Genomic DNA, 24,644 nt, shown 5'->3' on the forward strand with positions numbered 1-24,644 from the left:
GCTTATCTTCTCAAGCCAGCACGAAAACGGCAACCCCGATCTAGTCGTGTGAAATAAATCATAATTAACAATAAAAAGATATTTATGATTTATTACATATTCTCGTCTCATTTACTCATGACATGCCCACTCTTTATTGGTATTATCCGCTAGCTGGATAGGACCAGTCTCGAAGGCTTAAAAATCATATAATCATAGGAAGATAGTTTTATGAAATTACGTTCTACTTTAATGGCATTGACTTTAGCATCAGCAACCATGTTAGCTGGTTGTCAAAACGGTAGTCTTGGCGATGCTTTAGTTTCCTCTGTTACAATTAGTGATGGTGAAGTAAAGGCCCTTTCTGACCAATCTTGTGCACAAATGGACTCAGAATCCAAAATTGCTGGCAAAAACAGCAAATACACCAAGCGCCTGAACAAAATTGCCAAGAAATTAGGCAATAATGTTAATGGTCAACCATTAAACTATAAGGTATACCTAACTGAAGACGTAAACGCATGGGCAATGGCTAACGGCTGTATCCGTGTTTATAGCGGTCTGATGGATTTAATGACTGATGACGAAGTAACTGGTGTAATCGGTCACGAAATTGGTCACGTTGAATTAGGCCATACCAAGAAAAGATTCCAGGTTGCGATCGCATCAAACAAAGCTGCTGGATTTGCAACTGATTTACTGAACAAGCATGCCGGTAAAGTAACTGAACTTATCAGTGCTGACCAGATCTCTGGTTTTGCCCACCAAATCGTTAATGCTCAATTCTCTCAATCACAAGAATCTGAAGCTGATGGTTATTCTTACGACTACCTGAAAGCTAGAAAACTGAACACTAAAGCTCTGGCAACAGCGTTTGATAAACTAGGCGGTGGTGACGCTAGCTTAATGAGTTCTCACCCAGGTTCTAAAGAGCGTGCTGATGCAATCAGAGCACGTATCTCTGCTGACGGCGGTAAATAAGACCTGAAAGATTAATGCATTGAACGCCAAGGCGATCGGTGCATTATCTGACAAGCCTTAAATCCGGAGCAATTATATTCCTCCGGATTTTTTGTTTCTGCTTTCCTGACCAAATCTCATAACCTCGATATCAGCCACAAAATCGCCAACATATATATGCTAGCCTGCCACAACTGAGTAACATCATTACGGTAACTGCTAATCAATAAAAGCATTCGACGTTGCGTTATATTTTGCCAACATCATGATTATCAACTATCTTTTATCTATATCCTGCCATGATACAGGCTCACTGTATTGCCTATAACGTTATTCAGGCTGACATAATATCGAATAAACCATCAATGATATGTAAAGGAGTAGTCTTATGAGTCAAGTGAAACATGTAGCTGTTTTAGTCGGCAGCTTGCGCAAAGAATCTATCAACAAGAAGATCGCTCTGGCTTTGGCTAAACTGGCTCCCTCTTCTATCAAACTTGAAATTGTCGAGATCGGCGATTTACCACTCTATAGCGAAGATATTGACGTCACCCCTGCTCCGGCTCAATACACGGCATTCAGAAATAAAATCAAAGCGGCGGATGCTGTGCTGTTTGTTACCCCGGAATATAATCGTTCAGTACCGGCGGCCTTAAAAAATGCCCTTGATGTCGGCTCCCGCCCGTATGGTCAAAGTGCCTGGTCGGGTAAGCCTGGTGCGGTAGTTAGTGCTTCCCCTGGCGCTATTGGCGGCTTTGGTGCCAATCACCACCTACGTCAGTCACTGGTGTTTTTGAATATCCCTTGTATGCAGCAGCCAGAAGCTTATATCAGCAATGCTGGAACAATTTTTGAAGAAAGCGGAGCACTCACCGAGAGAACCAAAGGTTTCCTGCAAAGCTTTATCGATGCCTATGCAGACTGGGTTATGCTGCAAACCCGCACACCAAAATAACAGCTCAATAAAAAAGCCGGTTGAGAATGCTCTCAGCCGGCTTTTTCAATTACAGTTTTGGCACTACTTTTTTGCTGCCTGTATATACAGCATATCCAACGCAACCGTTGCAGCCGCCAACGCGGTAATCTCAGCATGATCGTAAGATGGCGCAACTTCCACCACATCCATACCAACAATATTCAGCGATTGTAGTCCACGCAGAATTTTCAAAGCGCGATCGGAAGTCAGTCCACCGCATACTGGCGTGCCGGTACCCGGAGCAAAAGCCGGATCAAGGCAGTCAATATCAAACGTCAGATAAACCGGTAAATCCCCTACGATCTGTTTAATCTGGGCAACCACTTCATCCACACCACGCTCGTTAACCTGAGCCGCATCCAAAACGGTAAATCCATTATCTGCATCATGCTCAGTACGAATACCTATTTGCACCGAGTGGTTTGGATCAATTAAGCCTTCATTTGGCGCATGATAGAACATGGTACCGTGGTCAAACTTACTGCCATTGGAGTAGGTATCCGTATGGGCATCAAAATGCACCAGCGCCATTTTGCCGAACTGTTTGGCATGAGCTCGTAGCAAAGGCAGAGTAACAAAGTGATCGCCACCAAAAGTAAGCATACGCTTACCGGCTGACAGAAGGCGTTCGGCATGCGCCTGAAGCTGCTCGCTCATATCCTGAGCGTCACCAAAGTTGAAAACCACATCGCCGCAGTCAACCACTTTCAGCTTATTTTTCAGCTTAAACGACCACGGCCAGCGGCTGGATTCCCAAGCCAGATTGGTGGAGACCTGACGAATCGCTGCCGGCCCATGGCGCGCACCGGAACGGCCTGAAGTCGCCATATCAAAAGGAACACCGGTGATAACCCACTCAGCATCACTTTCATACGGCTGGAAGTTCAGCGGAAAACGTAAAAAACCAAAAGCATTGGAGACCAGTGAATTATCAGCCTTATTACCCAGCGTGCTATTCATCGTATTCCTCAGAATGTCAGTGCTTACTTCATGCCGTGATGTAACATAACAACAGAAAGCAAACGAATTACCGATAAAAAAATCCCTCCGCGTCAGAATCATGCACCCGACGAGAAAGGGATTTTTTAGAAAATGGATTAATGATACCAAGCTGAATTATGGTCTGGATTCTATTCATCTTCAAGAAAAATCCTTGAGAAACGACCCTCGCCCTTTTACTTAAAATAAATATATTTATCAGTTAATTAGACTCACCCGGCTATATTAACTAATAATATTCGGTACGTAATATTAAGATATAACAACCTATTTGCTAGTAGTATATAACTAAGATCACACCTGAATTGGGCTTTCACATGGTAGAAATGACATCGGTAATTGTACTGTTTTTCTTAATTCTGGATCCATTAGGGAATCTGCCGATTTTTATGTCGATTCTGAAGCATCTTGATGCTAAACGCCGTCGCATTATCGTTATCAGAGAAATGATCATTGCGCTGGTCATCATGATGATCTTCTTATTTACCGGCGAACAGATACTCGGCTTTCTTAATCTACGCACCGAAACCGTCTCCATTTCAGGGGGGATCATACTTTTCCTGATCGCCATTAAAATGATTTTTCCCTCTGCCGAAAGCAGTTCTGTATCCGGGTTACCTGTAGGTGAAGAACCTTTTCTGGTACCGATGGCAATCCCGTTGGTTGCTGGCCCTTCAATACTGGCATCGCTCATGCTGATGTCCCATCAATACCCTAATCGACTGGGTTACCTGGCCATTGCTTTGCTTATTGCCTGGGCACTGTCGGCCATTATCCTGATGATGTCAGATTTATTCTTGCGAATTCTGGGTGAAAAAGGTGTTAATGCACTGGAGAGGTTGATGGGATTAATACTGGTGATGATATCAACTCAGATGTTTCTGGATGGGATACGTACCTATTTGCAGGGCTAGACCCTCTGCTGATAAAAACTAACTGGGTGGATACCTGTTAGCATCCACCCATTAACGACTGAGTTACTCATCTTCCAGATAAGTATAGCCATATAGGCCAGCTTCAAACTCCTGCAGGAACTGCGCTTCAAGATCCGGACTCAGATTAGCGTTCTTAATCTGCTCTTGATAACGAGTCATCAGGGTTTTTGGATCGAGCTGAACATATTCCAGCATCTCAGCAACGGTGTTGCCTTCCTCTGATTGTTCAACTTCAACGGTCCCATCAGCGAAAACAAATACGTCTACTGATGCTGTATCACCAAACAGGTTGTGCATATTGCCCAAAATTTCCTGATAGGCACCTACCATAAAGAAGCCCAATAACGGTGGATTATCGGCATCATACGGTGGCATTGGCATGGTGGTCGCCATACCGTCACCATCAATATAATGATCAATAGCCCCATCAGAGTCGCAAGTGATATCCAGAAGTACCGCACGACGCTCAGGATCTTTATCCAAACCACTCAATGGTAAAACCGGGAACAGCTGATCGATACCCCATGCATCAGGCATTGACTGAAATAGTGAGAAGTTAACGTACAGCTTATCCGCCATACGTTCATCCAGCTCATCAATAATTGGACGGTGAGCCCGATTACTAGGATCAAGCTGTAACTGAATCTGATGGCAAATCGCCAGATACAGTTGTTCAGCATAAGCGCGATAAGTGAGATCCAACATGCCATGAGCATACTGAGTATGAACATCGTTCAGATCCAGTTGGCTATCATGCAGCCATTCACGCAAAGAACGGCGGTTATCCGGCTCATGCATTTCCAACCAGGTATCCCATAAACTGCACAAAGCACGCGGCGCATTTTCATCCGGCGGCTGCGGCGCATCAAACTCGTTACGCTCAATCCCAATAACGTTAGACACTAATACCGTATGATGAGCAGTTACCGCCCGGCCTGACTCGGTAATCACCGTTGGATGCGGTAAGCCATGTTCATTACAGGCTTCACCAATTCCCCAAATCACATTATTGGCATACTCATTCAAACCGTAATTAACTGAACAGTCCGATTGGGAACGGGTACCTTCATAGTCCACCCCAAGTCCACCACCCACGTCAAAGCATTGAATATTCACACCTAATTTATGCAGTTCAACGTAGAAGCGCGCCGACTCACGCACGCCGGTTGCGATATCACGAATATTCGAAAGCTGAGATCCTAAATGGAAATGCAGTAGTTGCAGGCTGCTTAGGCAATCTTCTTTACGCAGCATATCCACCAGCGTCAAAACCTGTGATGCTGACAGACCAAATTTAGACTTATCACCACCGCTGGCCTGCCATTTACCAGAGCCTTGAGATGCCAAACGAGCACGTACACCGAGACGTGGAACCACATCCAGACGTTTTGCTTCTTCCAGCACCATATTAATCTCAGACATTTTTTCAATGACCAGATAAACCTTATGGCCTAGCTTTTCACCCATCAACGCCAGACGGATATATTCCCGGTCTTTATAACCGTTACAAACAATCACCGAACGGGTAAAACCGGCATGGCCCAACACCGCCATTAACTCGGCCTTTGAACCAGCTTCCAGACCTAGAGGCTCACCAGAATTCACCAGCGACTCGATAACTCTGCGCTGCTGATTCACTTTAATCGGGTAAACCAGAAAGTAGTTGCCTTCATAACCAAACGATTCACGAGCGCGCTTAAACGCGGCATTAATAGAACGCAAACGGTGCTGAAGTATTTGTGGGAAACAGAACAAAGACGGCAAACGCTGTCCCTTTTCCTTCATTTCCTGCACCAAATTAGCCAGATCCACCCGTGCTTCGGGCATATCAGGATCTGGACAAACAGTAATATGGCCTGAATGATTCACACCATAGTAGCCACCCCCCCAGTGAGCGACGTTATAAGTACGCATCATTTTGCTTGCGGAACCGTTTGTCATAACAACATAAGCCTCTTAGAACCTGGAGCGCAGGACAAAACGCTCTGAGTAACTGAACGGTGAAAATCACCCGATTATTTCATATTTCTCAGGACAGCACTGGTGGGTAACTCCCCTGACGATACGACCGCCTAAGGATAGACGATAATATTGCCATTTCATATTGTTAATAGCCCGATCCGCCTCAGGACGGCAAAATTTTTGTTTACAGATATGTCAGTCAGATAGCTGTCAATAAGCGAGATAAAAAATCATTAAAAATCAATTAATAAAAAAGATAATATGAATTTAGCGTCAACTGAGTATCTGCCCTATCAGACAGCCTGACAAAACCCCAGTTATCGGTGAAAAAAATGTCGTTATTACAAAGCTAATGATAATTAAACGGTTAGCCGTTGCTACTTGATGCTATCAAGGCGTTAGAGATCACCCGGTTTAGTGAGATAAATGCATCGATATTTTTATCTTAACGGTGTGAGCAGGCAGTGGCAGATTTAACAAAGTTTAGCGAAATAATATAAATTCATTTCATAACAAAAAGTTAATTCACTACAGCCAAAAAACAACTGGTAATCGCGATAGCAAATCCTTAGAATAGCCATCCAGATGTTAATCCGTCTATACTGATTAACCAACATATTTGTAAATCCTTTATCTGCATACGCGTTCTCCTTTTATCGAGTAATTTAGACGCTCTGATTCAGCGCCACCGACAAAGAGAAAACATCGCATCGCATTTAAACAGTCTTAGAGGTAAAAGAATAAATGGCTCAACACCTGTTTACTTCCGAATCCGTATCTGAAGGGCATCCTGATAAAATTGCCGATCAGATATCTGATGCCGTGCTTGATGCAATCCTCGAGCAGGATCCTAAAGCGCGCGTTGCTTGTGAAACCTACATCAAAACCGGCATGGTTTTAGTTGGCGGTGAAATTACCACCTCAGCTTGGGTTGATATCGAAGAGTTAACTCGTCGTACCGTATGTAATATTGGCTATACCCATTCAGATATGGGTTTTGATGCTAACTCTTGCGCCGTGTTAAGCGCGATTGGTAAACAATCTCTGGATATTAATCAGGGCGTCGACCGTACCGATCCACTGGAACAAGGCGCAGGCGACCAAGGCATTATGTTTGGCTATGCCACCAATGAAACTGAAGTGCTAATGCCGGCACCGATTACCTATGCGCACCGTCTGATGGAACGTCAGGCTCAGGTACGTAAAGATGGTACCTTGCCTTGGCTACGTCCAGATGCCAAAAGCCAGGTCACATTCATGTATGACAATGGCAAAATTAGCGGCATCGACGCAGTAGTTCTGTCCACCCAACACGCTGAAAACATTGGTCAGAAAGAGCTGCAAGAAGCCGTGATGGAAAACATCATTAAGCCCGTTTTACCGGCAGAATGGTTATCATCCAACACCAAATATTTTATCAATCCAACTGGCCGCTTTGTTATCGGTGGACCAATGGGTGACTGTGGTTTAACTGGCCGTAAGATTATCGTAGATACCTACGGTGGTGCAGCGCGCCACGGCGGCGGTGCTTTCTCCGGTAAAGATCCCTCTAAAGTTGACCGCTCAGCGGCCTATGCGGCACGTTATGTGGCGAAAAATATCGTTGCCGCGGGTCTGGCCGATCGCTGTGAACTTCAGGTTTCCTACGCTATCGGCGTAGCAGAACCCACCTCTATCATGCTGGAAACCTTTGGTACCGAGAAAGTCTCCCAAGAGCGTTTAATCCAGTTAGTGCGTGAGTTCTTCGATCTGCGTCCTTATGGATTAATTAAAATGCTGGATCTGATTAAACCAATCTATCAGCAAACGGCAGCTTACGGTCACTTTGGTCGCGAGCAGTTCCCATGGGAAGCAACAGATAAAGCCGCGCTGCTGCGCGATGCCGCTGGCATAAAGTAATATAGTAGCCGGTATGATGGCGTGAAGGTAACCTTACCCTCACGCCATTTTTTATTGCCCAATGCGTAGCGCATCGCTATGCTATCGCCATGACCACACTTCGCATTCCTATTGCCAGCCAACAAGCCGTTATGCGCTGCCTACGCCACTATCTGGCACAGGCCAACGCCCACTTAGATAGCCAATATCCTGAGCCTAAAATCACTTACCGCCAACGCGGAACCAGTGCCGGTACGGCTCATCTGACACTTTGGGAAATTAGGCTAAACACTATTCTACTGGTGGAAAACGGCCAGCAATTTATTGATGAAGTCATTCCTCATGAACTGGCACACTTACTGGTCTATCGCCAATTTGGTCGCGTTTCTCCTCACGGTAGTGAATGGCAGTGGATGATGGAAAAAGTGCTTGGCGTACCCGCCAACCGAACCCACAATTTCAACGTACGCTCGGTTCAGGGCAATACCTTTCCCTACTCCTGTCTCTGTCAGACCCACTTATTGACCGTTCGCCGGCACAATAAAATATTGCGTAAAGAGAGCGAATACCGTTGTAAAAAATGCGGACAAATACTCAAGGCTAATAACAATATTTAGCCTAAGGACGAGATCCTGACTTTCGTCAGGATGACGAGGTGAGTATGGCTGCCAGACCTTAATGGAGCGTTGCCTGTTATTCTCTATCGTCATTCTGGTGAAAACCGATACGCGTAGCCGTAGTAAACATTCACATGATGAATGGCCCGAAGAAAGTGCGTAGCGAATCATCTCGATTTAACCTACTAACAACGTTTGGCTTTAGAGCAAAATGACGAGAATAAAGCCGGGATCTGGCCTTCTAACCTAAATATGGTGTAAATTGAACCATCTATTTTTCTGGTGCCGCTGAAACAATGAAACAAATAACCACTGATAATTTATTGCAGTTAAGTGATACCGCCGCCCATGCTGCTCGCTTACGGGCCAACGTCAATTTTCACCCGGAGTTAAACGATCCCGTTCAACGTCTGGCTATTGCAATGGAACCCGGTACCTATATTCGCCCGCATCGTCATCCCCATACTTTTGAGCTATTGCTGCCGTTACGCGGAAGATTTATTGTGCTGAACTATGACGATGAAGGAACCGTTATTCGTAGAGTGGTTTTGGGTGAAGAGTGTGCGGTATTGGAAATGCCAGCCAATACCTGGCATTCAGTGCTTTCATTAGATCATCAGGGCGTGATTTTTGAAGTTAAACAGGGAGGCTATCAGCCAATTGCTGAACAAGACTTTATGTCATGGGCTCCCGCAGAAGGTCAACCCGGTACTCAACAACTGATCGCATGGTATAGCAAAGCCAACGTCGGCGATCGTTATCCCGGCTAATAAGCACCTAAAGACAGGGAGACACTCTGATGGTTCCCTGTTTTCTTTCCTCTAACCATAACCATTTATTAATATTGAAAGCCAAGCAAGGTTGAACTGTCTGGGTTACAATATTAAGCTTATTCAATTCAGTTAATAATTTTATGATTCCTTTGATAAATTGGTTGGATTAGTTTTATTTATCATAGGGATATACCGGAAATAGATTAAAACTATGCGAATTCCCCGCATCTATCACCCCGAACCGCTAACAATAACCAGCGACCTTGCCCTAAGCGACGACGCGGCGAATCACGTCGGTCGAGTACTCCGCATGCAAACCGGCCAACAAATCTGTTTATTTGACGGCAGCAACTTTGTCTTCGATGCTGAAATTACTCAAACCGATAAAAAGCAGGTACGCGTTAAAGTCACCGAGCAACGGTTAGAAGATCTGGAATCACCACTCAACTTTCACCTTGGGCAGGTTATTTCCCGCGGCGAAAAGATGGAGTTTACTATCCAGAAATCGATTGAACTGGGGGTTAATACGATCACTCCTCTCATTTCAGAACGTTGTGGCGTTAAGCTGGACAAAGAAAGACTGGAGAAAAAGGTTCAACAGTGGCAAAAAATAGCCATTGCTGCCTGTGAGCAATGCGGGCGCAACCGCATTCCGCAAATTCGCCCGGTGATGAATCTTGAAGCCTGGTGTGCGGAACCAGAACAGGGTATTAAATTAAACCTGCATCCTCGCGCCAGCCAAAGTATTAATACCTTATCGCTTCCGGTGAAGGATATCCGCCTGCTTATTGGCCCTGAAGGCGGGCTATCACAAGAAGAGATTGATATGACTGCACGCCACCATTTTACAGATATTCTACTCGGCCCTCGGGTTCTGCGGACAGAAACTGCTGCATTAACCGCGATTGCCGCACTACAGATTCGTTTCGGCGATCTGGGATAAAGGAGATATACATGATCAAGCTCGGCATTGTGATGGACCCTATTTCATCCATCAACATCAAAAAAGACTCCAGCTTCGCCATGCTACAAGAAGCGCAAAAGCGTGGCTGGGAGCTTCATTATATGGAAATGAACGACCTTTATCTGCATACCGGTGAAGCTCGAGCCCGTACGCGTAAGCTGTCGGTTCAATATGATAAAGAGCATTGGTTTGATTTTCAGTGTGAACAAGATATTGCCCTACACGATCTTGATGTCATTCTGATGCGTAAAGACCCGCCGTTCGACACCGAATATATTTACGCCACCTATATTCTGGAGCGAGCCGAAGTAAAAGGTTCGCTGATCGTTAATAAACCTCAAAGCCTGCGCGACTGTAATGAAAAACTGTTTACCGCTTGGTTCCCAGAACTTACGCCATCGACGCTGGTTTCCCGCAGTGCGGAGCATATCCGTAAATTCTATGCTGAACACGGCGATATCATTCTGAAACCGCTGGACGGTATGGGTGGTTCCTCGATCTTCCGCGTCAAACCAAACGATCCTAACCTGTCAGTCATTATTGAAACCCTGACGGAACTCGGTACTCGTTACTGCATGGCGCAAAACTTTGTTCCTCAAATCACCGATGGAGATAAACGCGTTCTGGTGGTTGATGGAGAACCTGTTCCCTACTGTCTGGCCCGTATTCCCAAGCAGGGCGAAACTCGTGGCAATCTAGCCGCAGGTGGACGAGGCGAAGCTAGACCATTAAGTGAAAGCGACTGGAAAATCGCCCGCAGTGTCGCGCCAATCCTGAAAGAGAAAGGTTTAGTGTTTGTTGGTCTGGATATCATCGGCGATAAATTAACCGAGATTAACGTCACCAGCCCAACCTGTATCAAAGAGATTGAAGCCGCATTCCCTGACGTTTCTATTACTGGTATGTTAATGGACGCTATTGAGCAACGTCTGAAGAAATAGTCATATCGAATCAATAAATTCGCTAAATATCACTCTGGTTTCTGAATTTCGAGATCCAGAGTCGATTTTTAGCGCCAAAATCATTCATTCTGAGCAACATCGAACCTCTAAATTTGTTATAATTCTCACAGGATGGCTGTGTTCATCCCTTTTTTTTATTTAGTCGGTGGTTTAACACGATGAACTTACAGCATCATTTTCTTATTGCTATGCCTACTCTGGAAGATCCCAACTTCAGCCATTCTGTGGTGTATATTTGTGAACACAATAAAAATGGTGCCATGGGGCTGGTAATTAACAAACCTCTGGGGCATCTGATAGTACAGGAAATTCTGGCCAAGTTAGACATCGATCCGATACCAAGAACCTCGAATCTTCATCTCAACAGTCCGGTACTGGATGGTGGGCCGCTGGCCGATGACCGAGGGTTTATTCTTCATACCCCGATGCAAAAATTCTCATCCAGCATTCAAATTTCTGATGATGTCATGATCACCTCTTCTAAAGACGTGCTGGAAACGTTGGGAACCGCCTCTCAACCACCGGAGGCATTAGTCGCCTTGGGCTATTCAGGTTGGGAAGCTGGCCAGCTAGAGCGAGAATTACTGCAAAATAGCTGGCTGACGGTGGAAGCCGATAGCAATATCCTGTTTCACACCCCTATCGAGCAACGCTGGCAGGCCGCAGCAGGCAAGCTGGGCGTCAATATCCACACCATTGCTCGACATGTAGGTCATGCATAATGGCTAATCGCACGGTTTTAGGATTTGATTTTGGCACTAAAAGTATTGGCGTAGCAATTGGTCAGGAGATCACTGGCACCGCCAGACCGCTTACCTCATTCAAAGCTAAAGAGGGCGTTCCTGACTGGCAGCAAATTGAAAAACTGCTGAAAGAGTGGCTGCCGGATTTAGTTGTGGTAGGACTGCCGTTAAATATGGATGGCACCGAGCAACCCGTTACCGCACAGGCCAGAAAATTTGCCAACCGCATTCACGGGCGTTTCGGCGTACAAATAGCCTTACATGATGAACGGCTAAGTACCGTGGAAGCGAAAGCCGATCTCTTCGATCGCGGAGGCTTCAGAGCCTTAAACAAAGGAAGCGTAGATGCCGCTTCCGCCGTCATTATTTTAGAAAGCTGGTTTGAACAGCAGTTAGGCTAACTCCCTATTACTTCAATAGGTTATCCAGCGTACCACCCCAATCAATGCTCAACTTAATGTTACAGGCCTGAGTCGCAGAATAATACACGGTATATCCCTGACGATTAGAGGTGCCTTTATATTCAGGTATCTCGCCGCAGCCGGTAATCACGTAATCGGTATTTGGCAAAGGAATTGAGTTTCCTGCCCCCAGTAAAGCAAAGTACTTACCGTACTCCCCTTGCCCGACCTTCTCTACCAACACATAATCGTTGGCGTTTAACTGGGTTCTGCTAACAATTTTTGCCGCACGCCCCTGGGCATCGGTCTTGCCAAACAGCGGTTTTTGAAACGCCGGATCGACTTCACCCTCTTTAATGACCACTAGATAAAAAGGTGTATTCGCCATTGGCTGATTTGTTTTTGGCTCCAGTAAACCAACGGTAATTTCAAACGTGCCTTCAGAACCATAGGTCGGTAATGTATTGTTATAATACCAATACCCACCACCGCCAATGCCCGCCAACAGAATTAATGCTACAACCCAACGTAATGCTTTCACTGCTTAATATTCCTTTTTATTACCTTGCTATGAATGGCGCCTACCCATAAAACAATAAATAGTTCAGCACATTTCAGCATAATAACAAAACCGTTTCTGGAATAAAGTCAGCTACCCCTCAATAACGCCTTCAGATACCAACTTAGCTCGATTTTGTTCCATAGTTTGCATACCTGTAGCCATTCCGGTCTGCAATAACGTTTGTAGTTGGTGACCTTTTCCCTCGCGAATCATATTGCTGACCGCTGGCGTATTTATCAGAACTTCGAATGCGGCAACTCGCCCTCCCTGACGGCAAGGAAGAAGCTGCTGGCAAACAACCGCGCGCAAGCTGGCGGCCAGTTGGCTGGCAACAAACTGTTTCTCTTCCGCCGGAAATACATCCAGGATTCGCTCAACGGACTGTATTGCTGAGCCGGTATGCAACGTGGCAAATACCAGATGCCCGGTTTCCGTCGCCGTTAACGCCAACCGTATGACTTCGGCATCACGCAGTTCACCGAGCAAGATAATATCTGGATCCTGACGCAACGCCGCATGCAGCCCCAGAGAGAATGAATTAACGTGAATCCCTATCTCTCGCTGTTGAATCAGGCTTTGCACACTATGGTGAATAAACTCAATGGGATCCTCCAACGTAATAATATGGCGAGATTGGTGGTGATTGATCTCAGCAATTAATGCCGCCAGCGACGTCGATTTCCCACTTCCCGTCGCCCCGGCCACAATAATCAAACCATGACGACGGCTCAACAGCTCAATTAACGCCGGGGGTATTCGTAGCGCTTCAGGTCTTGGAATTTCCGAACGGATAAAACGCAAGGCGGCGGATATCCCAGACCGCTGGCTGAAAATATTCGCCCTTAAACGCGTGCCATTCACCACCATAGCGCAATCCAGTTGACCATCTTGTTGGAATATCTGCCGCTGTTCGTCATTCAACATCGCCAAAAGCTGCTCTGACAACGATTCATTCGGCAACAAACTAGCGCCACAATGTTGTAAATCACCATTTACTCTCAATACGGCTAAATGCCCGGCGGAAAGATGCAGATCGGAGGCATTTTGCTTTACACTATAGGCAATTAATTCACATAGATTCATAAACGGGTTCCCTGAATAGACTTATGACGACTATCCAACAGAATCTTGCCGCGGTTAGGCAGAAAATTGCCGTCGCAGCACAACAATGCGATCGTTCTCCAGAAGAAGTTCAGCTACTTGCAGTTAGCAAAACCAAACCTGTAGCGGCGATTCAGGAAGCGATTGACGCCGGACAACGACAATTTGGCGAAAACTATGTACAGGAAGGCGTCGATAAAATTGCGCATTTCAATACCACACCTTTTGCCAACCAGTTGGAATGGCACTTTATCGGCCCTTTACAATCAAATAAAAGCCGTTTAGTCGCCGAACACTTCCATTGGATGCATACTCTGGATCGGGAAAAAATCGCTCATCGGTTAAACGAACAGCGACCGGCTGATATGCCGCCATTAAACGTGCTGATTCAAATTAATATCAGCGATGAACAAAGCAAGTCCGGCATTTCGCTAACAGAACTTCCTCAACTGGCACAGCAAATTAGCCAGTTACCTAATCTGGTATTTAGAGGATTAATGACTATTCCGGCACCTGAACCGGATCCTGCGCATCAATTGGCGGTATTTCAGCAAATGACCCAAGCATTTAACCAGTTGAAGTCCGAGCACCCACAAATAGATACCTTATCGATGGGCATGACCGATGATATGGCTAATGCCATTCGAGCCGGTAGCACCATGGTGCGCATTGGCACCGCTATTTTCGGTGCACGTGATTACGCTTAATTCGCGGGAATGATTCATTGGTTATCCGTGTGAAAACGAATAAAGAGAGACTTATCATGCAACATCGTAACATTGCGTTTATTGGTGCTGGCAATATGGCCAAAGCGATTATCTCCGGTTTAGTCAACAACGGTTATCCTGCTCAGTTGATTACCGCGACATCCCCTTCCATGAAGCAGGATGGCCCGCTGCATAACCAATACGGCATCAACTGCAGTAACGACAATATCGCCAGCGTTCGTCAGGCCGATGTAGTGGTATTAGCGGTAAAGCCGCAAATGATGGCGGAAGTCTGTGAGCAAATTCATCAACAGGTGGATCTAAATGGCAAGCTTATTTTGTCCATCGCCGCCGGCATCAGCGTAGAACGCTTCTATCAACTCCTCGGTAAAGTCGATCTTATCCGCATCATGCCTAATACACCTTCCCTGATCGGTTTAGGAATGAGTGGCCTGTACGCACCGGCTCAGGTTTCCATGCCGGATCGTCAGTTCACAGAACAACTGATGCAATCCGTGGGGGAAATCTGCTGGGTGGAACAGGAAAGCGGCATAAACAACATTATCGCCGCCGCCGGCAGTGCGCCAGCCTACTTCTTCCTGTTTATGGAATCCATGCAACAAGAAGCAGAGCGTCTGGGCTTTACCTCTGAGCAAGCGCGGTTGTTAGTTCAACAAACCGCCTTAGGAGCAGCGCAAATGGTAGTCAACAATCCCCAGTTAGATATTGCTACGCTACGTCAGCAGGTGACTTCCAAAGGAGGGACAACCGCAGAAGCATTACGGGTATTCAACGAAAATGGCCTGCCTGAAATCGTCGCCTCCGCGATGCAGGCTGCCAGCAAACGCGCCGTTGAAATGGAAAAATCCCTTTAATATGCGCTCAGGCAATGAATTCGCGGGTTCATTGCCATTTTTCCTTGAATTACTATATGCTAGCCACCAAATATAGCGCTGTACCATTTATCAGATTCAGAGCTGGTTGAGTGACTCAATCAGACATAGCCAAAGGGTTAAATATGAGTTTTTTATCTTATCTTATTGTGACTGTGCTCGATCTTTATGTGTCAGTACTGCTGCTACGAGTCTGGATGCAATGGGCAAAAGCCGATTTTTATAACCCATTCTCACAGTTTGTTGTGAAAATCACCCAACCGATAGTGGGTCCACTACGCCGAGTGATTCCATCCATTGGCCCTATTGATACCGCTTCAGTCCTGATCGCCTATATCCTGATCCTGCTGAAGTATGTACTTGGCTTATGGATACTCAATCAAGTGTTATTGTTCTTCCCGGTTTATTTGCCGCTGTCACTGCTGGAATTACTAACCATGGCAGGAAAATTGGTATTCTGGGTGATTATTATTCGTGCGTTGATGAGCTGGATCAGCCAGGGACGTAATCCGGTGGATCAGTTACTCATTCAGTTAACCGAACCCTTGTTATATCCAATTCGCCGCTTACTGCCGTCAATGGGTGGTATCGATCTGTCACCGATGATCCTGATTATGGTCCTGTACGGATTAAACTATCTGAAGTCCGATATTCTGGCGCTGATCTTATAATGAGCGCAGTTGAACAACAGCCGGATGCCATTGTGCTCCGGCTTTATATTCAGCCTAAGGCCAGCCGCGATCAAATTGTTGGTTTACACGGTGAAGAGTTAAAAGTCGCCATCACCGCTCCACCGGTTGACGGTCAGGCTAACGCCCATCTTATCAAGTTTCTGGCTAAGCAGTTCCGGGTCGCTAAAGGCATGGTGGATATTGAGAAAGGTGAGCTCGGTAGGCATAAGCAGGTGAAAATCAATCATCCCCAACAAATCCCACCAGAAATACAGAATTTACTGCCGTCTTCCCACGAGTAGCAGCGATCTTCACATCAGCATTTAAGTACATGCTCATCGATACGGAAGACATATCACTACCGAGTTTTGTTAGGTATTCACTTCAGCGACAGAGCGCATCGGCTCCAGAACGAGTATCCAGCCTAAAATAAGGTGATTACCCAGACCGTTTCACCGATTAAATTAAAATATCTGTGATGTCTTCAGTAAATCACAATGATAGTCCTGAATATCTCCGGTATAACCTAGATTCAGCCCCAATATATCCAGCCGGTTTGCCAGCATTAAATACATCGACGTATTGGCTTTATTGGTAAAGGGCACCAGCGCAATACCGTATTTAGCCATATTCTCTGCCGCATCGGGTACCTCAGCAGCCAACCGTTGAAACAGGCTCATCTGCCGGAATTGAAGTTCCGTTAACGTACGGGCGATATAATCATGATTGTTAATGCCATACTCCACCTTGGTCCACTTTTCGCTGAACTTATCCATTTGGTTATCCAACAGCGCTTTAATCTCTGGTTTAATGCAAGAGATATGAATATGGAGCTGTTCCTGACTACGCCCATAGGCCGAATTAATCGTCAAAGCCACCATATTACGCGGTATCGGTTGACCCGCTTGTCGAGCAAGGTAGTCCCGAGAATCCCAAGCCTTACTGAAATAGTCAGTCGTATCAGGTTGCAGTAAACGTTTATCTTCAATACCGCTAACTTTAGTGGCCGGAATTAACAAAAAATGCAAAGGGCCATTTCGATCCTTGAAAATAACGTATCCTTTGGCGACATCCGGCGTCAGGATCACATCCATACAAGAAGAAACCTGAGATTGCTTCATTTGCTGCTGAGGAATGCACTGCTGGCTGATGATTTTCCACAAGCTATCTGAATGACTGCGAACCCATCCCCACCAAGCCGCTAAAATAACTACAGCGACGATGAAAATAGCCGTCAACCATTTAAATAATTTCAACAGTCGCTTGTTGTTTTTCATTTATATTTTCAATCACTAATATGACCATTATACCGTCAGATTATAACACATTTGGAACAACACGTTAGAGTTTGGAAAAATATACCAATAGTATTATTTTTAATATAAATCAATATGATGGAATAACTCAATTAAGCCATCATATTGATTGTCCCCCATACCTGTGCAATAAAAAAGTCACTTTATACCATTTTCACTCATCAGCCAGCCTATGTTTGAGTTATGCTATGCGGCATTAAAAGTGAATGCATCAGCAGTAAGTCTGAGCATTTAGTATCATCCTCAGCTCAACTCTCGATAAAGGTCTCAATAAAGGTGGACTCCACTATGCAGAAACTCGTTCTGGCAACCGGTAATCCCGGTAAAGTTCGCGAACTGGCAAATCTTTTAGGCGATTTTGGTTTTGAGGTGATTGCCCAGACCGATCTTGGCGTTGATTCCGCCGAAGAAACCGGATTAACCTTTATAGAAAATGCCATTATCAAAGCCCGCCACACCGCTCAGGTTACCGGCTTACCGGCTATTGCTGATGATTCGGGCATTGCGGTAGATGCCTTAGGCGGCGCTCCCGGTATTTACTCTGCCCGCTATGCCGGCTTAGATGCCAGCGATAAAGCTAATCTGGAAAAACTGCTGGAAACGTTAAAAGATGTCCCGGCTGACCAACGCCAAGCCCAGTTCCACTGCGTACTGGTTTATATGCGCCACGCTAACGACCCAATCCCACTGGTCTTTCACGCCAGTTGGCCTGGAGAGGTCCTGTTTGAGCCAAGCGGCGACGGCGGGTTCGGTTATGACCCGGTATTCTACCTGCCAGAGTTGGAATGCACTGCCGCAGAATTAAGCCGTGAGCATAAAAGCAAAATATCCCACCGAGGTCAGGCTCTGAGTATGTTACTGGATACGCTACGCAATGCTTAAGCTGCCACCGTTAAGCCTCTATATCCACATCCCTTGGTGCGTGCAGAAATGCCCGTACTGTGACTTTAATTCTCACGCATTGAAGGGTGAAGTACCGGATAGTGATTATGTAAATCATTTGCTGAACGATTTGGATAACGATATCCAACTCACCAGTGGTCGCTCCATCAGTACCATTTTTATCGGCGGTGGCACACCAAGTTTGCTCAGCGCTGAAGCAATGCAGAAACTGCTGGACGGTGTACGCGAGCGACTACCGGTAGATGCGCAGGCAGAAATCACCATGGAAGCCAATCCGGGCACCGTTGAAGCCGATCGCTTTAACGCTTATCAGCAAGCCGGGGTTAACCGCATCTCAATTGGGGTACAGAGCTTCAATCAGGCTAAGCTTGAGCGTCTGGGCCGCATACACGGCCCGCAGGAAGCTAAACGCGCCGCTCGGTTAGCGCAAGAGTTGGGATTACGCAGTTTTAATCTCGATCTAATGCATGGTTTACCGGATCAGACGCTGGAGCAGGCTCTTGACGATCTGCGTCAGGCCATTGAACTGAACCCGCCTCATCTTTCATGGTATCAACTCACCATTGAGCCCAATACCCTGTTTGGTTCGCGCCCGCCGGTACTGCCGGATGATGATGCTTTATGGGATATCTACCAGCATGGTCACCAGTTACTGAGTACCGCAGGATATCAGCAGTATGAAACTTCCGCCTACGCTAAACCGGGTTATCAATGTCAACATAACCTGAACTACTGGCGTTTCGGCGATTATCTGGGGATCGGTTGCGGTGCCCACGGCAAGTTAAGCTTTACTGACGGACGCATTCTAAGAACGGTTAAAACCCGACATCCGCGCGGTTACATGACCGGTAATTATTTAGATAAGCAACATAACGTTGAAACAGATGAGCGCCCTTTTGAGTTCTTTATGAACCGCTTCCGCCTGCTTGAAGCCACACCCAGGGCTGATTTTGTTAACTTCACGGGTTTAGATGAAAGCCTTATCCGCGACAAGATCGATAGCGCGCTGGAACAAGGTTACCTGACAGAAACCGCTGAAGAGTGGCAAATTACCGAGAAAGGGAAATTATTTCTGAACTCGCTGTTGGAGTTATTTTTGTAGCCTAATGTTACTGTCATCCGTGCAAAATCTGGAACGCGTAACCATAGGCGAAGCAAACATTCACATAGTAAATAGCTCGAAGGGTGAGTGAAACGAATCATCTCACCCTAAAGCCAAGCGCTGCGATTAAGCTAGATTCCGGTTTTCACCGGAATGACGGAAAGGCGACCGATAAAAACATATCACCATATTAATACCGTCATCCCGACAAACTTACTGAGGTAATACTCTTAATAAATCAACACGCTGCTGTTCCAGTTTAACGACTCGACCACAGGCTTCTTTACCAAACTGGTCAAAATCTTTTTCCTGCTTCTTCCATTCGTCCTGAATCTGCTGCTGTAAGCCGCCTAAACTGCCTAAAACTGCCTGTAATGGATTACTGGATTTTCCTGCTTTAGCCACCTGTTGTATGCCCAGTTCATTAATACTGTCCTGAAGCACGCCACCTAATGTATTTTGCAGAATAGTACGGCCATTAGTTTCCACCTGAGCAACGGCCTGATGATGGAACGCGATGCCTTCGGCGCGCGGCTCCAGCACTTTTTCCATTTCTTTGGTCAGATCGGAAGACAGCGTAACCAAACGCTTACGGACATTACTTTCCGTACCCAGCTGTTTAACAATAATACCGTCAAGCGCGCCCTGAGCCGTCTTCAAACGGGAGCGAACACCATCATTAATATAAGGCAAATCACCGCGTAAACTTTGTTGATAAGTCACGGCCTGGTTACGCGCGGCATCAGAAAGCGCTAACGCTTTGCCATTACGGGTAACATCACCATTTTTAGCGATCACCAATTCTCCGCTGGCGCCGACAACTTTAACCGTTTGCTGATTAATAAAAACGTCATCCTGCGGTTTAACATTACACTGATAAGCCGCTTGAGCCTGACAAGCCATCAACAGCAACAACGCTGCGCCGGTTTTTCGTAACATAACTATTCCTCAATAATTGACGCGAAATGGTTCTATTGACCGTCTTCGGCCTTCGCCTTCGCTGAACGCACCTGAGTATAGACAGTAATGTCAGGTGGGCGTTCAATATGAATTGCAGACAATGAAAAGAACTGATTGGTGATTAAATTAGCTTAATTGTAGATTTCGTCCGCTAACAATATTGAGACTAAATCAACACCTGTGTAGCGGCGAGTAAGGGGTGTTAACGGCGAACACCCTTTACAACCCCCGCCTTGCGCTGACGACTGTTGACCGGCGCTACGCGCCGGCAACCTCAGTCCAGACGAAGGCTTAACGTACCGGCCTAGCGCCGTTCCAGACGGCGCTAGGCCTTTCACAGCATCCATGCTGCTCATGCTATCTTCGTCTAAACTGAGGCAACATTCGTACGCTAAGTTTAAAGGTCAAGATCAAAAATTATTCGTCGTAATAATTAATATCCATCAGCTCGCTGACTTTTACATTCAGCATACCTTTATCTTCCAGCCAGTTACTCACAATACCGCGATGTTCTTCAGTACATTTACCGATTTTCTGTAGGCAAACCAAACCATCCCACTGTAGGTAACCACCACCTTCAAAGGACAGCCCATGAGTCTCAAAGACTTCATCGATAAAACGATCGATCGTTTCATCAATTTTCTCAACCGGCGTTCCTTCAGGAAACGCCCAATTAACTAAAAATCCAATTTCCTGAAACTCATCAATCCGCATTTTTTTACGTAAACGACGACTACGTTGGTGTGCCATTATTCAATCCTCTCAAACATCAAATCCCAAACACCATGCCCCAAACGTTGACCGCGCAACTCAAACTTGGTGAGCGGACGAGAATCAGGACGCGGCACATAAGTACCATCAACAGACAGGTTACGATACGCGGAAATCGCGTTCATCACCTCTAACATATGCTCGGCATAATTTTCCCAGTCGGTAGCCATATGGAAAACCCCACCTACCTTCAATTTTTTCAGAATCTCCATCGCGAACGGAGCTTGCAAGATACGGCGCTTATGATGGCGCGCTTTATGCCATGGATCGGGGAAAAATAGCTGAACCATATCCAGAGAAGCATCAGGGATCATCTTGTCCAACACTTCCACCGCATCGTGACACATCACCCGTAAATTCGCCACATCAGCTTCGTGAGCGGATGACAGGCAAGCACCAACACCGGGGCTATGCACTTCAATCCCCAGAAAATCCTGAGTCGGATTATCCTCAGCCATTTTGACCAACGACATCCCCATACCGAAGCCAATTTCCAACGTAATTGGAGCGCTACGACCAAATAATGCCGATAAATCCAACGGTTCTGGCTGAAACTCAACCCCCATAACCGGCCAGTAGTTATCCAGAGCAAACTGCTGCCCTTTGGTTAACCGCCCCTGACGGCGAACAAAGCTCCGAACGCGGCGTAATGCGCGCCCATTCTCATCAAACTCGGGAGAAATCACATCATTAATCATAGAAATTCTGTTTTATGTCGATCGCAGTTAATTACGCACTATATAGCCCAAATAATTCAAGTAGCGGTCAGACAGCCAAGAGTCCCCTGCAACGTGAAGTATGACGGGTATACAAATTCAAACCGGCATAATACCTTATATTAGACAAATCCTTAAACAATCCCTGATGAGCAATCACTCTAAGCTCACTATTTATTACTCTAATCAGGTAAAGATAAATCATTATCTCAAGTTACGGTTTACTCTGGCGGTCGTCTGTGCTGGAATCACCCCCATATTATTTTCTATCCGGGAAACATCACACTTATATGATGCAAGCGAAACCATTTGCACAGGCAGTTTTGAACTGGTACCAACAATACGGTCGAAAAACCCTTCCCTGGCAAATTGAAAAAACGCCGTATCATGTCTGGTTATCCGAGGTGATGTTGCAACAAACTCAAGTTGCTACCGTTATTCCCTATTTTCAGCGTTTTATTGCTAAATTTCCCGATATTAATTCGCTGGCCGCTGCGCCAACCGATGAGGTGTTACATCTCTGGACAGGACTAGGCTATTACGCCAGAGCACGTAACCTGCATAAAGCCGCCAAAAAAATCGCTCAAGAACATGGCGGTATTTTCCCCACAGATTTCGACACGGTTTTCGACCTACCGGGTATTGGGCGTTCTACCGCCGGTGCTATCCTCTCGCTATCCCTTAATCAGCACTACCCTATTCTTGACGGTAACGTAAAACGGGTCATTGCTCGCTGTTATGCCGTTGAAGGCTGGCCGGGTAAAAAAGAGGTTGAAAAACGCCTGTGGGATCTCAGTAGCGAAGTCACACCAGCCCAAGGCGTTGCCCAGTTTAATCAGGCGATGATGGACTTAGGCGCGATGGTCTGTACTCGTTCCAAGCCGAAATGCGAGCTCTGCCCGTTAAACAACGGCTGTATTGCCTATGCCAACCAAAGCTGGTCAGCTTATCCGGGTAAAAAACCGAAACAGCAAATCCCAGAAAGAAACGCGTGGTTCCTGTTACTCAAGAACAATGATAAAGTCTGGCTGGAACAACGACCGGATGTCGGACTCTGGGGCGGCCTTTACTGTTTTCCACAATTCAGTGATGAGGCTACCATGTCGCAATGGCTGGAACAGCGCGGCATGTCGGCTAAAAATTTAAAGCAGCAGATCGCTTTTCGTCATACTTTTAGCCACTTCCATCTGGATATTATCCCGATGTTACTCGACGCTATCCCGGATAAGCGCTGTTTGGATCAACCCAACGGCCTCTGGTATAACCTGGCGCAGCCACCCTCCGTTGGTTTGGCAACGCCCGTTGAACGATTACTCAATCAGCTTAGAAATGAACACGAGGATTAAGCATGAGCAGAACCATTTTCTGTCGTTACCTGCAAAAAGAAGCCGAAGGGCAAGACTTCCAGCTTTATCCCGGTGACCTAGGCAAACGCATTTTCAATGAAATATCTAAAGAAGCATGGTCACAGTGGATGACAAAACAGACTATGCTTATCAATGAGAAAAAATTGAATATGATGGATCCGGAGCATCGCAAGCTCCTTGAACAAGAGATGACCAATTTTCTGTTCGAAGGCAAAGACGTCCAAATTGATGGATATACGCCACCTAGCCAATAATCTTTATTTTTAAATAGTGCACCATCAGAAAAATGATCATTAACTTTAAAAAAATCTGTGCGTTACTGCTGGTAACGCCTTTACTGTTTTCCTGCGGTGGTAAGAAACCCAAGGTTAACACCGACCAATATATTAAAGATACCAATGCCTTCGATATTCTGATGGGGCAGTTTGCCCACAACGTAGAGAATATCTGGGGCATGAGTGAAGTCCTGATCGCCGGTCCAAAAGACTATGTGAAATACACCGATCAGTACCGCACCCGCAGCCATATCAACTTTGATGCCGGTACGATTACCGTGGAAACGCTGTCTCCGGAAGATCCTGTTGGGAGTCTGCGCCAAACGATTATTGCCACCCTGTTGATGGGTGAAGATCCACAAACTACCGACCTCTACTCTGACGTAAACGACATCCAAATCAGCAAAGAGCCGTTTCTGTACGGTCAGGTGTTAGATCAGGACGGGAATACCATTCGTTGGCAATGGCGTGCCTCCCACTTTGCCGATTATCTGTTACAGACCAAACTGCAAAAACGCACCGTTGGCCTCCGTGTGATCTGGTCGGTGAATATCCCACTGGTGCCAAACCACTTGGATAAGCGTGCGCATAAGTATCTGTCTTATGTACGTAAAGCATCGCAAAAATACAAAGTGGAAGAATCACTGATTTTGGCGATTATGCAAACCGAATCCAGCTTTAACCCATACGCCGTCAGCCGTTCAGATGCGCTGGGTCTGATGCAGGTAGTACAGCATACCGCCGGTCAAGACGTCTTTAAAATGCAGGGTAAATCAGGCAACCCAAGCCGTAATTATCTGTTCGACCCAGAAAGCAATATCGACACCGGTACCGCTTATCTGGCTATTTTGCAGAACAACTATTTGGGTGCCATTACTAACCCAACCTCACGTCGTTATGCGGTTATTACCGCCTATAACGGCGGTGCGGGCAGCGTATTAAAGGTGTTCTCCAGCGATCGTAATAAAGCGCCGGATGTGATTAACCGTATGTCACCGGGGGATGTGTACCAAACCTTGACCACTAAGCATCCGTCGGCGGAATCGCGTAACTATCTGTATAAAGTGAATACCGCACAGAAGAATTACCGACGCTAACACCAATCTTCAGGCCACTGACAAACGGTGGCCTGAAACCCAACAATTAAGGAA

The 24,644-nt window shown here is 46.1% G+C and carries 27 protein-coding genes; 19 read left to right on the top strand and 8 right to left on the bottom strand.

The window, feature by feature from the left end; genetic code table 11:
• Nucleotides 1-210 precede the first annotated feature (210 nt).
• A complete protein-coding gene (locus BMZ28_RS01950; protein WP_074820330.1) occupies nt 211-960 on the top strand; it encodes a M48 family metalloprotease in 750 nt (249 codons plus the stop codon).
• A 367-nt stretch (nt 961-1,327) separates the two neighbouring features.
• Entirely contained in the window at nt 1,328-1,894 is a 567-nt protein-coding gene (locus tag BMZ28_RS01955) for an NADPH-dependent FMN reductase (protein ID WP_047779941.1), read from the top strand.
• A 63-nt stretch (nt 1,895-1,957) separates the two neighbouring features.
• On the opposite strand, the gene speB is transcribed toward BMZ28_RS01955, so the two are convergent.
• Nucleotides 1,958-2,875 (bottom strand): agmatinase, encoded by a 918-nt coding sequence (gene speB, locus BMZ28_RS01960; protein ID WP_074820332.1) that lies wholly within the window; start codon nt 2,873-2,875, stop codon nt 1,958-1,960.
• A 356-nt stretch (nt 2,876-3,231) separates the two neighbouring features.
• Between speB and BMZ28_RS01965 the strand changes: the two genes are divergently transcribed.
• The gene (locus BMZ28_RS01965; protein ID WP_047779939.1) at nt 3,232-3,828 is read left to right on the top strand and encodes a YhgN family NAAT transporter; all 597 of its coding nucleotides are present in this window, start codon (nt 3,232-3,234) and stop codon (nt 3,826-3,828) included.
• 63 nt (nt 3,829-3,891) lie between these two features.
• Here BMZ28_RS01965 and speA read toward each other — a convergent pair whose 3' ends face one another.
• On the bottom strand, nt 3,892-5,790 hold the full coding sequence (gene speA, locus BMZ28_RS01970) for a biosynthetic arginine decarboxylase (RefSeq protein ID WP_047779938.1): 1,899 nt from the start codon (nt 5,788-5,790) through the stop codon (nt 3,892-3,894).
• Nucleotides 5,791-6,555: 765 nt separating this feature from the next.
• On the opposite strand from speA, the gene metK reads away from it, so the two are divergent.
• The 7 genes from metK (at nt 6,556) to ruvX (ending at nt 12,149) form a co-directional block, all read left to right on the top strand.
• On the top strand, nt 6,556-7,710 hold the full coding sequence (metK, locus tag BMZ28_RS01975) for a methionine adenosyltransferase (RefSeq protein WP_047779937.1): 1,155 nt from the start codon (nt 6,556-6,558) through the stop codon (nt 7,708-7,710).
• Between the two features lie 89 nt (nt 7,711-7,799).
• Nucleotides 7,800-8,306: a SprT family zinc-dependent metalloprotease gene (locus tag BMZ28_RS01980; protein ID WP_074820333.1), complete on the top strand. Its 507-nt coding sequence runs from the start codon at nt 7,800-7,802 to the stop codon at nt 8,304-8,306.
• A 296-nt stretch (nt 8,307-8,602) separates the two neighbouring features.
• Nucleotides 8,603-9,076, top strand: a complete 474-nt coding sequence (locus BMZ28_RS01985) for a WbuC family cupin fold metalloprotein (protein ID WP_074820335.1) — start codon at nt 8,603-8,605, stop codon at nt 9,074-9,076.
• 214 nt (nt 9,077-9,290) lie between these two features.
• Nucleotides 9,291-10,022 (top strand): 16S rRNA (uracil(1498)-N(3))-methyltransferase, encoded by a 732-nt coding sequence (gene rsmE, locus BMZ28_RS01990; RefSeq protein WP_047779934.1) that lies wholly within the window; start codon nt 9,291-9,293, stop codon nt 10,020-10,022.
• Nucleotides 10,023-10,033: 11 nt separating this feature from the next.
• A complete protein-coding gene (gene gshB / locus BMZ28_RS01995) occupies nt 10,034-10,984 on the top strand; it encodes a glutathione synthase (protein ID WP_074820337.1) in 951 nt (316 codons plus the stop codon).
• Between the two features lie 179 nt (nt 10,985-11,163).
• Entirely contained in the window at nt 11,164-11,727 is a 564-nt protein-coding gene (locus tag BMZ28_RS02000; protein ID WP_047779932.1) for a YqgE/AlgH family protein, read from the top strand.
• A complete protein-coding gene (gene ruvX / locus BMZ28_RS02005; protein ID WP_047779931.1) occupies nt 11,727-12,149 on the top strand; it encodes a Holliday junction resolvase RuvX in 423 nt (140 codons plus the stop codon). Before BMZ28_RS02000 ends, ruvX begins: the two co-directional genes overlap by 1 nt.
• 7 nt (nt 12,150-12,156) lie before the next feature.
• Here the strand turns inward: ruvX and BMZ28_RS02010 are convergent, their stop codons facing one another.
• Both BMZ28_RS02010 and BMZ28_RS02015 read right to left on the bottom strand, forming a co-directional pair.
• Nucleotides 12,157-12,690, bottom strand: a complete 534-nt coding sequence (locus BMZ28_RS02010; protein WP_074820339.1) for a hypothetical protein — start codon at nt 12,688-12,690, stop codon at nt 12,157-12,159.
• 111 nt (nt 12,691-12,801) lie between these two features.
• On the bottom strand, nt 12,802-13,794 hold the full coding sequence (locus BMZ28_RS02015) for a type IV pilus twitching motility protein PilT (RefSeq protein WP_074820341.1): 993 nt from the start codon (nt 13,792-13,794) through the stop codon (nt 12,802-12,804).
• 23 nt (nt 13,795-13,817) lie between these two features.
• Between BMZ28_RS02015 and BMZ28_RS02020 the strand changes: the two genes are divergently transcribed.
• The 4 genes from BMZ28_RS02020 (at nt 13,818) to yggU (ending at nt 16,385) form a co-directional block, all read left to right on the top strand.
• A complete protein-coding gene (locus tag BMZ28_RS02020; RefSeq protein ID WP_074820343.1) occupies nt 13,818-14,519 on the top strand; it encodes a YggS family pyridoxal phosphate-dependent enzyme in 702 nt (233 codons plus the stop codon).
• A gap of 56 nt (nt 14,520-14,575) precedes the next feature.
• Nucleotides 14,576-15,394: a pyrroline-5-carboxylate reductase gene (proC, locus tag BMZ28_RS02025; protein WP_047779927.1), complete on the top strand. Its 819-nt coding sequence runs from the start codon at nt 14,576-14,578 to the stop codon at nt 15,392-15,394.
• 143 nt (nt 15,395-15,537) lie between these two features.
• Nucleotides 15,538-16,083, top strand: coding sequence for a YggT family protein (locus BMZ28_RS02030; RefSeq protein ID WP_074820345.1), 546 nt, complete (start codon nt 15,538-15,540; stop codon nt 16,081-16,083).
• Nucleotides 16,083-16,385 (top strand): DUF167 family protein YggU, encoded by a 303-nt coding sequence (gene yggU / locus BMZ28_RS02035; protein ID WP_047779925.1) that lies wholly within the window; start codon nt 16,083-16,085, stop codon nt 16,383-16,385. The genes BMZ28_RS02030 and yggU overlap by 1 nt, the downstream gene beginning before the upstream one ends.
• A 162-nt stretch (nt 16,386-16,547) precedes the next feature.
• Here yggU and BMZ28_RS02040 read toward each other — a convergent pair whose 3' ends face one another.
• Nucleotides 16,548-17,360, bottom strand: a complete 813-nt coding sequence (locus BMZ28_RS02040; protein ID WP_074820348.1) for a CDP-diacylglycerol diphosphatase — start codon at nt 17,358-17,360, stop codon at nt 16,548-16,550.
• A gap of 327 nt (nt 17,361-17,687) precedes the next feature.
• Here BMZ28_RS02040 and rdgB point away from each other — a divergent pair, with 327 nt between their 5' ends.
• Nucleotides 17,688-18,281, top strand: coding sequence for an RdgB/HAM1 family non-canonical purine NTP pyrophosphatase (gene rdgB / locus BMZ28_RS02045; protein ID WP_074820350.1), 594 nt, complete (start codon nt 17,688-17,690; stop codon nt 18,279-18,281).
• A complete protein-coding gene (gene hemW, locus BMZ28_RS02050) occupies nt 18,274-19,404 on the top strand; it encodes a radical SAM family heme chaperone HemW (RefSeq protein ID WP_074820351.1) in 1,131 nt (376 codons plus the stop codon). Before rdgB ends, hemW begins: the two co-directional genes overlap by 8 nt.
• A gap of 213 nt (nt 19,405-19,617) precedes the next feature.
• Here hemW and BMZ28_RS02055 read toward each other — a convergent pair whose 3' ends face one another.
• The 3 genes from BMZ28_RS02055 to trmB form a co-directional block, all read right to left on the bottom strand.
• Nucleotides 19,618-20,343, bottom strand: a complete 726-nt coding sequence (locus tag BMZ28_RS02055) for a DUF2884 family protein (RefSeq protein ID WP_047779921.1) — start codon at nt 20,341-20,343, stop codon at nt 19,618-19,620.
• 438 nt (nt 20,344-20,781) lie between these two features.
• A complete protein-coding gene (locus BMZ28_RS02060; protein ID WP_047779920.1) occupies nt 20,782-21,114 on the bottom strand; it encodes a YggL family protein in 333 nt (110 codons plus the stop codon).
• Nucleotides 21,114-21,833, bottom strand: a complete 720-nt coding sequence (gene trmB / locus BMZ28_RS02065) for a tRNA (guanosine(46)-N7)-methyltransferase TrmB (protein WP_074820353.1) — start codon at nt 21,831-21,833, stop codon at nt 21,114-21,116. Before trmB ends, BMZ28_RS02060 begins: the two co-directional genes overlap by 1 nt.
• Nucleotides 21,834-22,141: 308 nt before the next feature.
• On the opposite strand from trmB, the gene mutY reads away from it, so the two are divergent.
• The 3 genes from mutY to mltC are packed head-to-tail and all read left to right on the top strand — an operon-like array spanning nt 22,142 to nt 24,590.
• On the top strand, nt 22,142-23,197 hold the full coding sequence (mutY, locus tag BMZ28_RS02070; protein ID WP_169052206.1) for an A/G-specific adenine glycosylase: 1,056 nt from the start codon (nt 22,142-22,144) through the stop codon (nt 23,195-23,197).
• Between the two features lie 2 nt (nt 23,198-23,199).
• On the top strand, nt 23,200-23,472 hold the full coding sequence (locus tag BMZ28_RS02075) for an oxidative damage protection protein (protein ID WP_047779917.1): 273 nt from the start codon (nt 23,200-23,202) through the stop codon (nt 23,470-23,472).
• A 32-nt stretch (nt 23,473-23,504) separates the two neighbouring features.
• Nucleotides 23,505-24,590, top strand: a complete 1,086-nt coding sequence (gene mltC, locus BMZ28_RS02080) for a membrane-bound lytic murein transglycosylase MltC (RefSeq protein ID WP_047779916.1) — start codon at nt 23,505-23,507, stop codon at nt 24,588-24,590.
• Nucleotides 24,591-24,644: the final 54 nt, after the last annotated feature.

The organism is Pragia fontium DSM 5563 = ATCC 49100, from assembly GCF_900112475.1.
In the GTDB taxonomy this organism is placed as follows: domain Bacteria; phylum Pseudomonadota; class Gammaproteobacteria; order Enterobacterales; family Enterobacteriaceae; genus Pragia; species Pragia fontium.

Bases quoted from the DNA above. Each gene is read 5' to 3' on its own strand.
- BMZ28_RS02000 (WP_047779932.1), top strand. From the start codon at position 11,164: ATGAACTTACAGCATCATTTTCTTATTGCTATGCCTACTCTGGAAGAT.
- speB (WP_074820332.1), bottom strand. From the start codon at position 2,875: ATGAATAGCACGCTGGGTAATAAGGCTGATAATTCACTGGTCTCCAAT.
- BMZ28_RS02030 (WP_074820345.1), top strand. From the start codon at position 15,538: ATGAGTTTTTTATCTTATCTTATTGTGACTGTGCTCGATCTTTATGTG.
- rdgB (WP_074820350.1), top strand. From the start codon at position 17,688: ATGCAGAAACTCGTTCTGGCAACCGGTAATCCCGGTAAAGTTCGCGAA.
- rsmE (WP_047779934.1), top strand. From the start codon at position 9,291: ATGCGAATTCCCCGCATCTATCACCCCGAACCGCTAACAATAACCAGC.
- BMZ28_RS02020 (WP_074820343.1), top strand. From the start codon at position 13,818: ATGACGACTATCCAACAGAATCTTGCCGCGGTTAGGCAGAAAATTGCC.
- BMZ28_RS01965 (WP_047779939.1), top strand. From the start codon at position 3,232: ATGGTAGAAATGACATCGGTAATTGTACTGTTTTTCTTAATTCTGGAT.
- mltC (WP_047779916.1), top strand. From the start codon at position 23,505: ATGATCATTAACTTTAAAAAAATCTGTGCGTTACTGCTGGTAACGCCT.
- BMZ28_RS02055 (WP_047779921.1), bottom strand. From the start codon at position 20,343: ATGTTACGAAAAACCGGCGCAGCGTTGTTGCTGTTGATGGCTTGTCAG.
- ruvX (WP_047779931.1), top strand. From the start codon at position 11,727: ATGGCTAATCGCACGGTTTTAGGATTTGATTTTGGCACTAAAAGTATT.
- trmB (WP_074820353.1), bottom strand. From the start codon at position 21,833: ATGATTAATGATGTGATTTCTCCCGAGTTTGATGAGAATGGGCGCGCA.
- speA (WP_047779938.1), bottom strand. From the start codon at position 5,790: ATGACAAACGGTTCCGCAAGCAAAATGATGCGTACTTATAACGTCGCT.
- yggU (WP_047779925.1), top strand. From the start codon at position 16,083: ATGAGCGCAGTTGAACAACAGCCGGATGCCATTGTGCTCCGGCTTTAT.
- proC (WP_047779927.1), top strand. From the start codon at position 14,576: ATGCAACATCGTAACATTGCGTTTATTGGTGCTGGCAATATGGCCAAA.
- BMZ28_RS02075 (WP_047779917.1), top strand. From the start codon at position 23,200: ATGAGCAGAACCATTTTCTGTCGTTACCTGCAAAAAGAAGCCGAAGGG.
- BMZ28_RS01950 (WP_074820330.1), top strand. From the start codon at position 211: ATGAAATTACGTTCTACTTTAATGGCATTGACTTTAGCATCAGCAACC.
- hemW (WP_074820351.1), top strand. From the start codon at position 18,274: ATGCTTAAGCTGCCACCGTTAAGCCTCTATATCCACATCCCTTGGTGC.
- BMZ28_RS01985 (WP_074820335.1), top strand. From the start codon at position 8,603: ATGAAACAAATAACCACTGATAATTTATTGCAGTTAAGTGATACCGCC.
- BMZ28_RS01955 (WP_047779941.1), top strand. From the start codon at position 1,328: ATGAGTCAAGTGAAACATGTAGCTGTTTTAGTCGGCAGCTTGCGCAAA.
- BMZ28_RS02015 (WP_074820341.1), bottom strand. From the start codon at position 13,794: ATGAATCTATGTGAATTAATTGCCTATAGTGTAAAGCAAAATGCCTCC.
- BMZ28_RS02060 (WP_047779920.1), bottom strand. From the start codon at position 21,114: ATGGCACACCAACGTAGTCGTCGTTTACGTAAAAAAATGCGGATTGAT.
- BMZ28_RS01980 (WP_074820333.1), top strand. From the start codon at position 7,800: ATGACCACACTTCGCATTCCTATTGCCAGCCAACAAGCCGTTATGCGC.
- mutY (WP_169052206.1), top strand. From the start codon at position 22,142: ATGATGCAAGCGAAACCATTTGCACAGGCAGTTTTGAACTGGTACCAA.
- BMZ28_RS02040 (WP_074820348.1), bottom strand. From the start codon at position 17,360: ATGAAAAACAACAAGCGACTGTTGAAATTATTTAAATGGTTGACGGCT.
- gshB (WP_074820337.1), top strand. From the start codon at position 10,034: ATGATCAAGCTCGGCATTGTGATGGACCCTATTTCATCCATCAACATC.
- metK (WP_047779937.1), top strand. From the start codon at position 6,556: ATGGCTCAACACCTGTTTACTTCCGAATCCGTATCTGAAGGGCATCCT.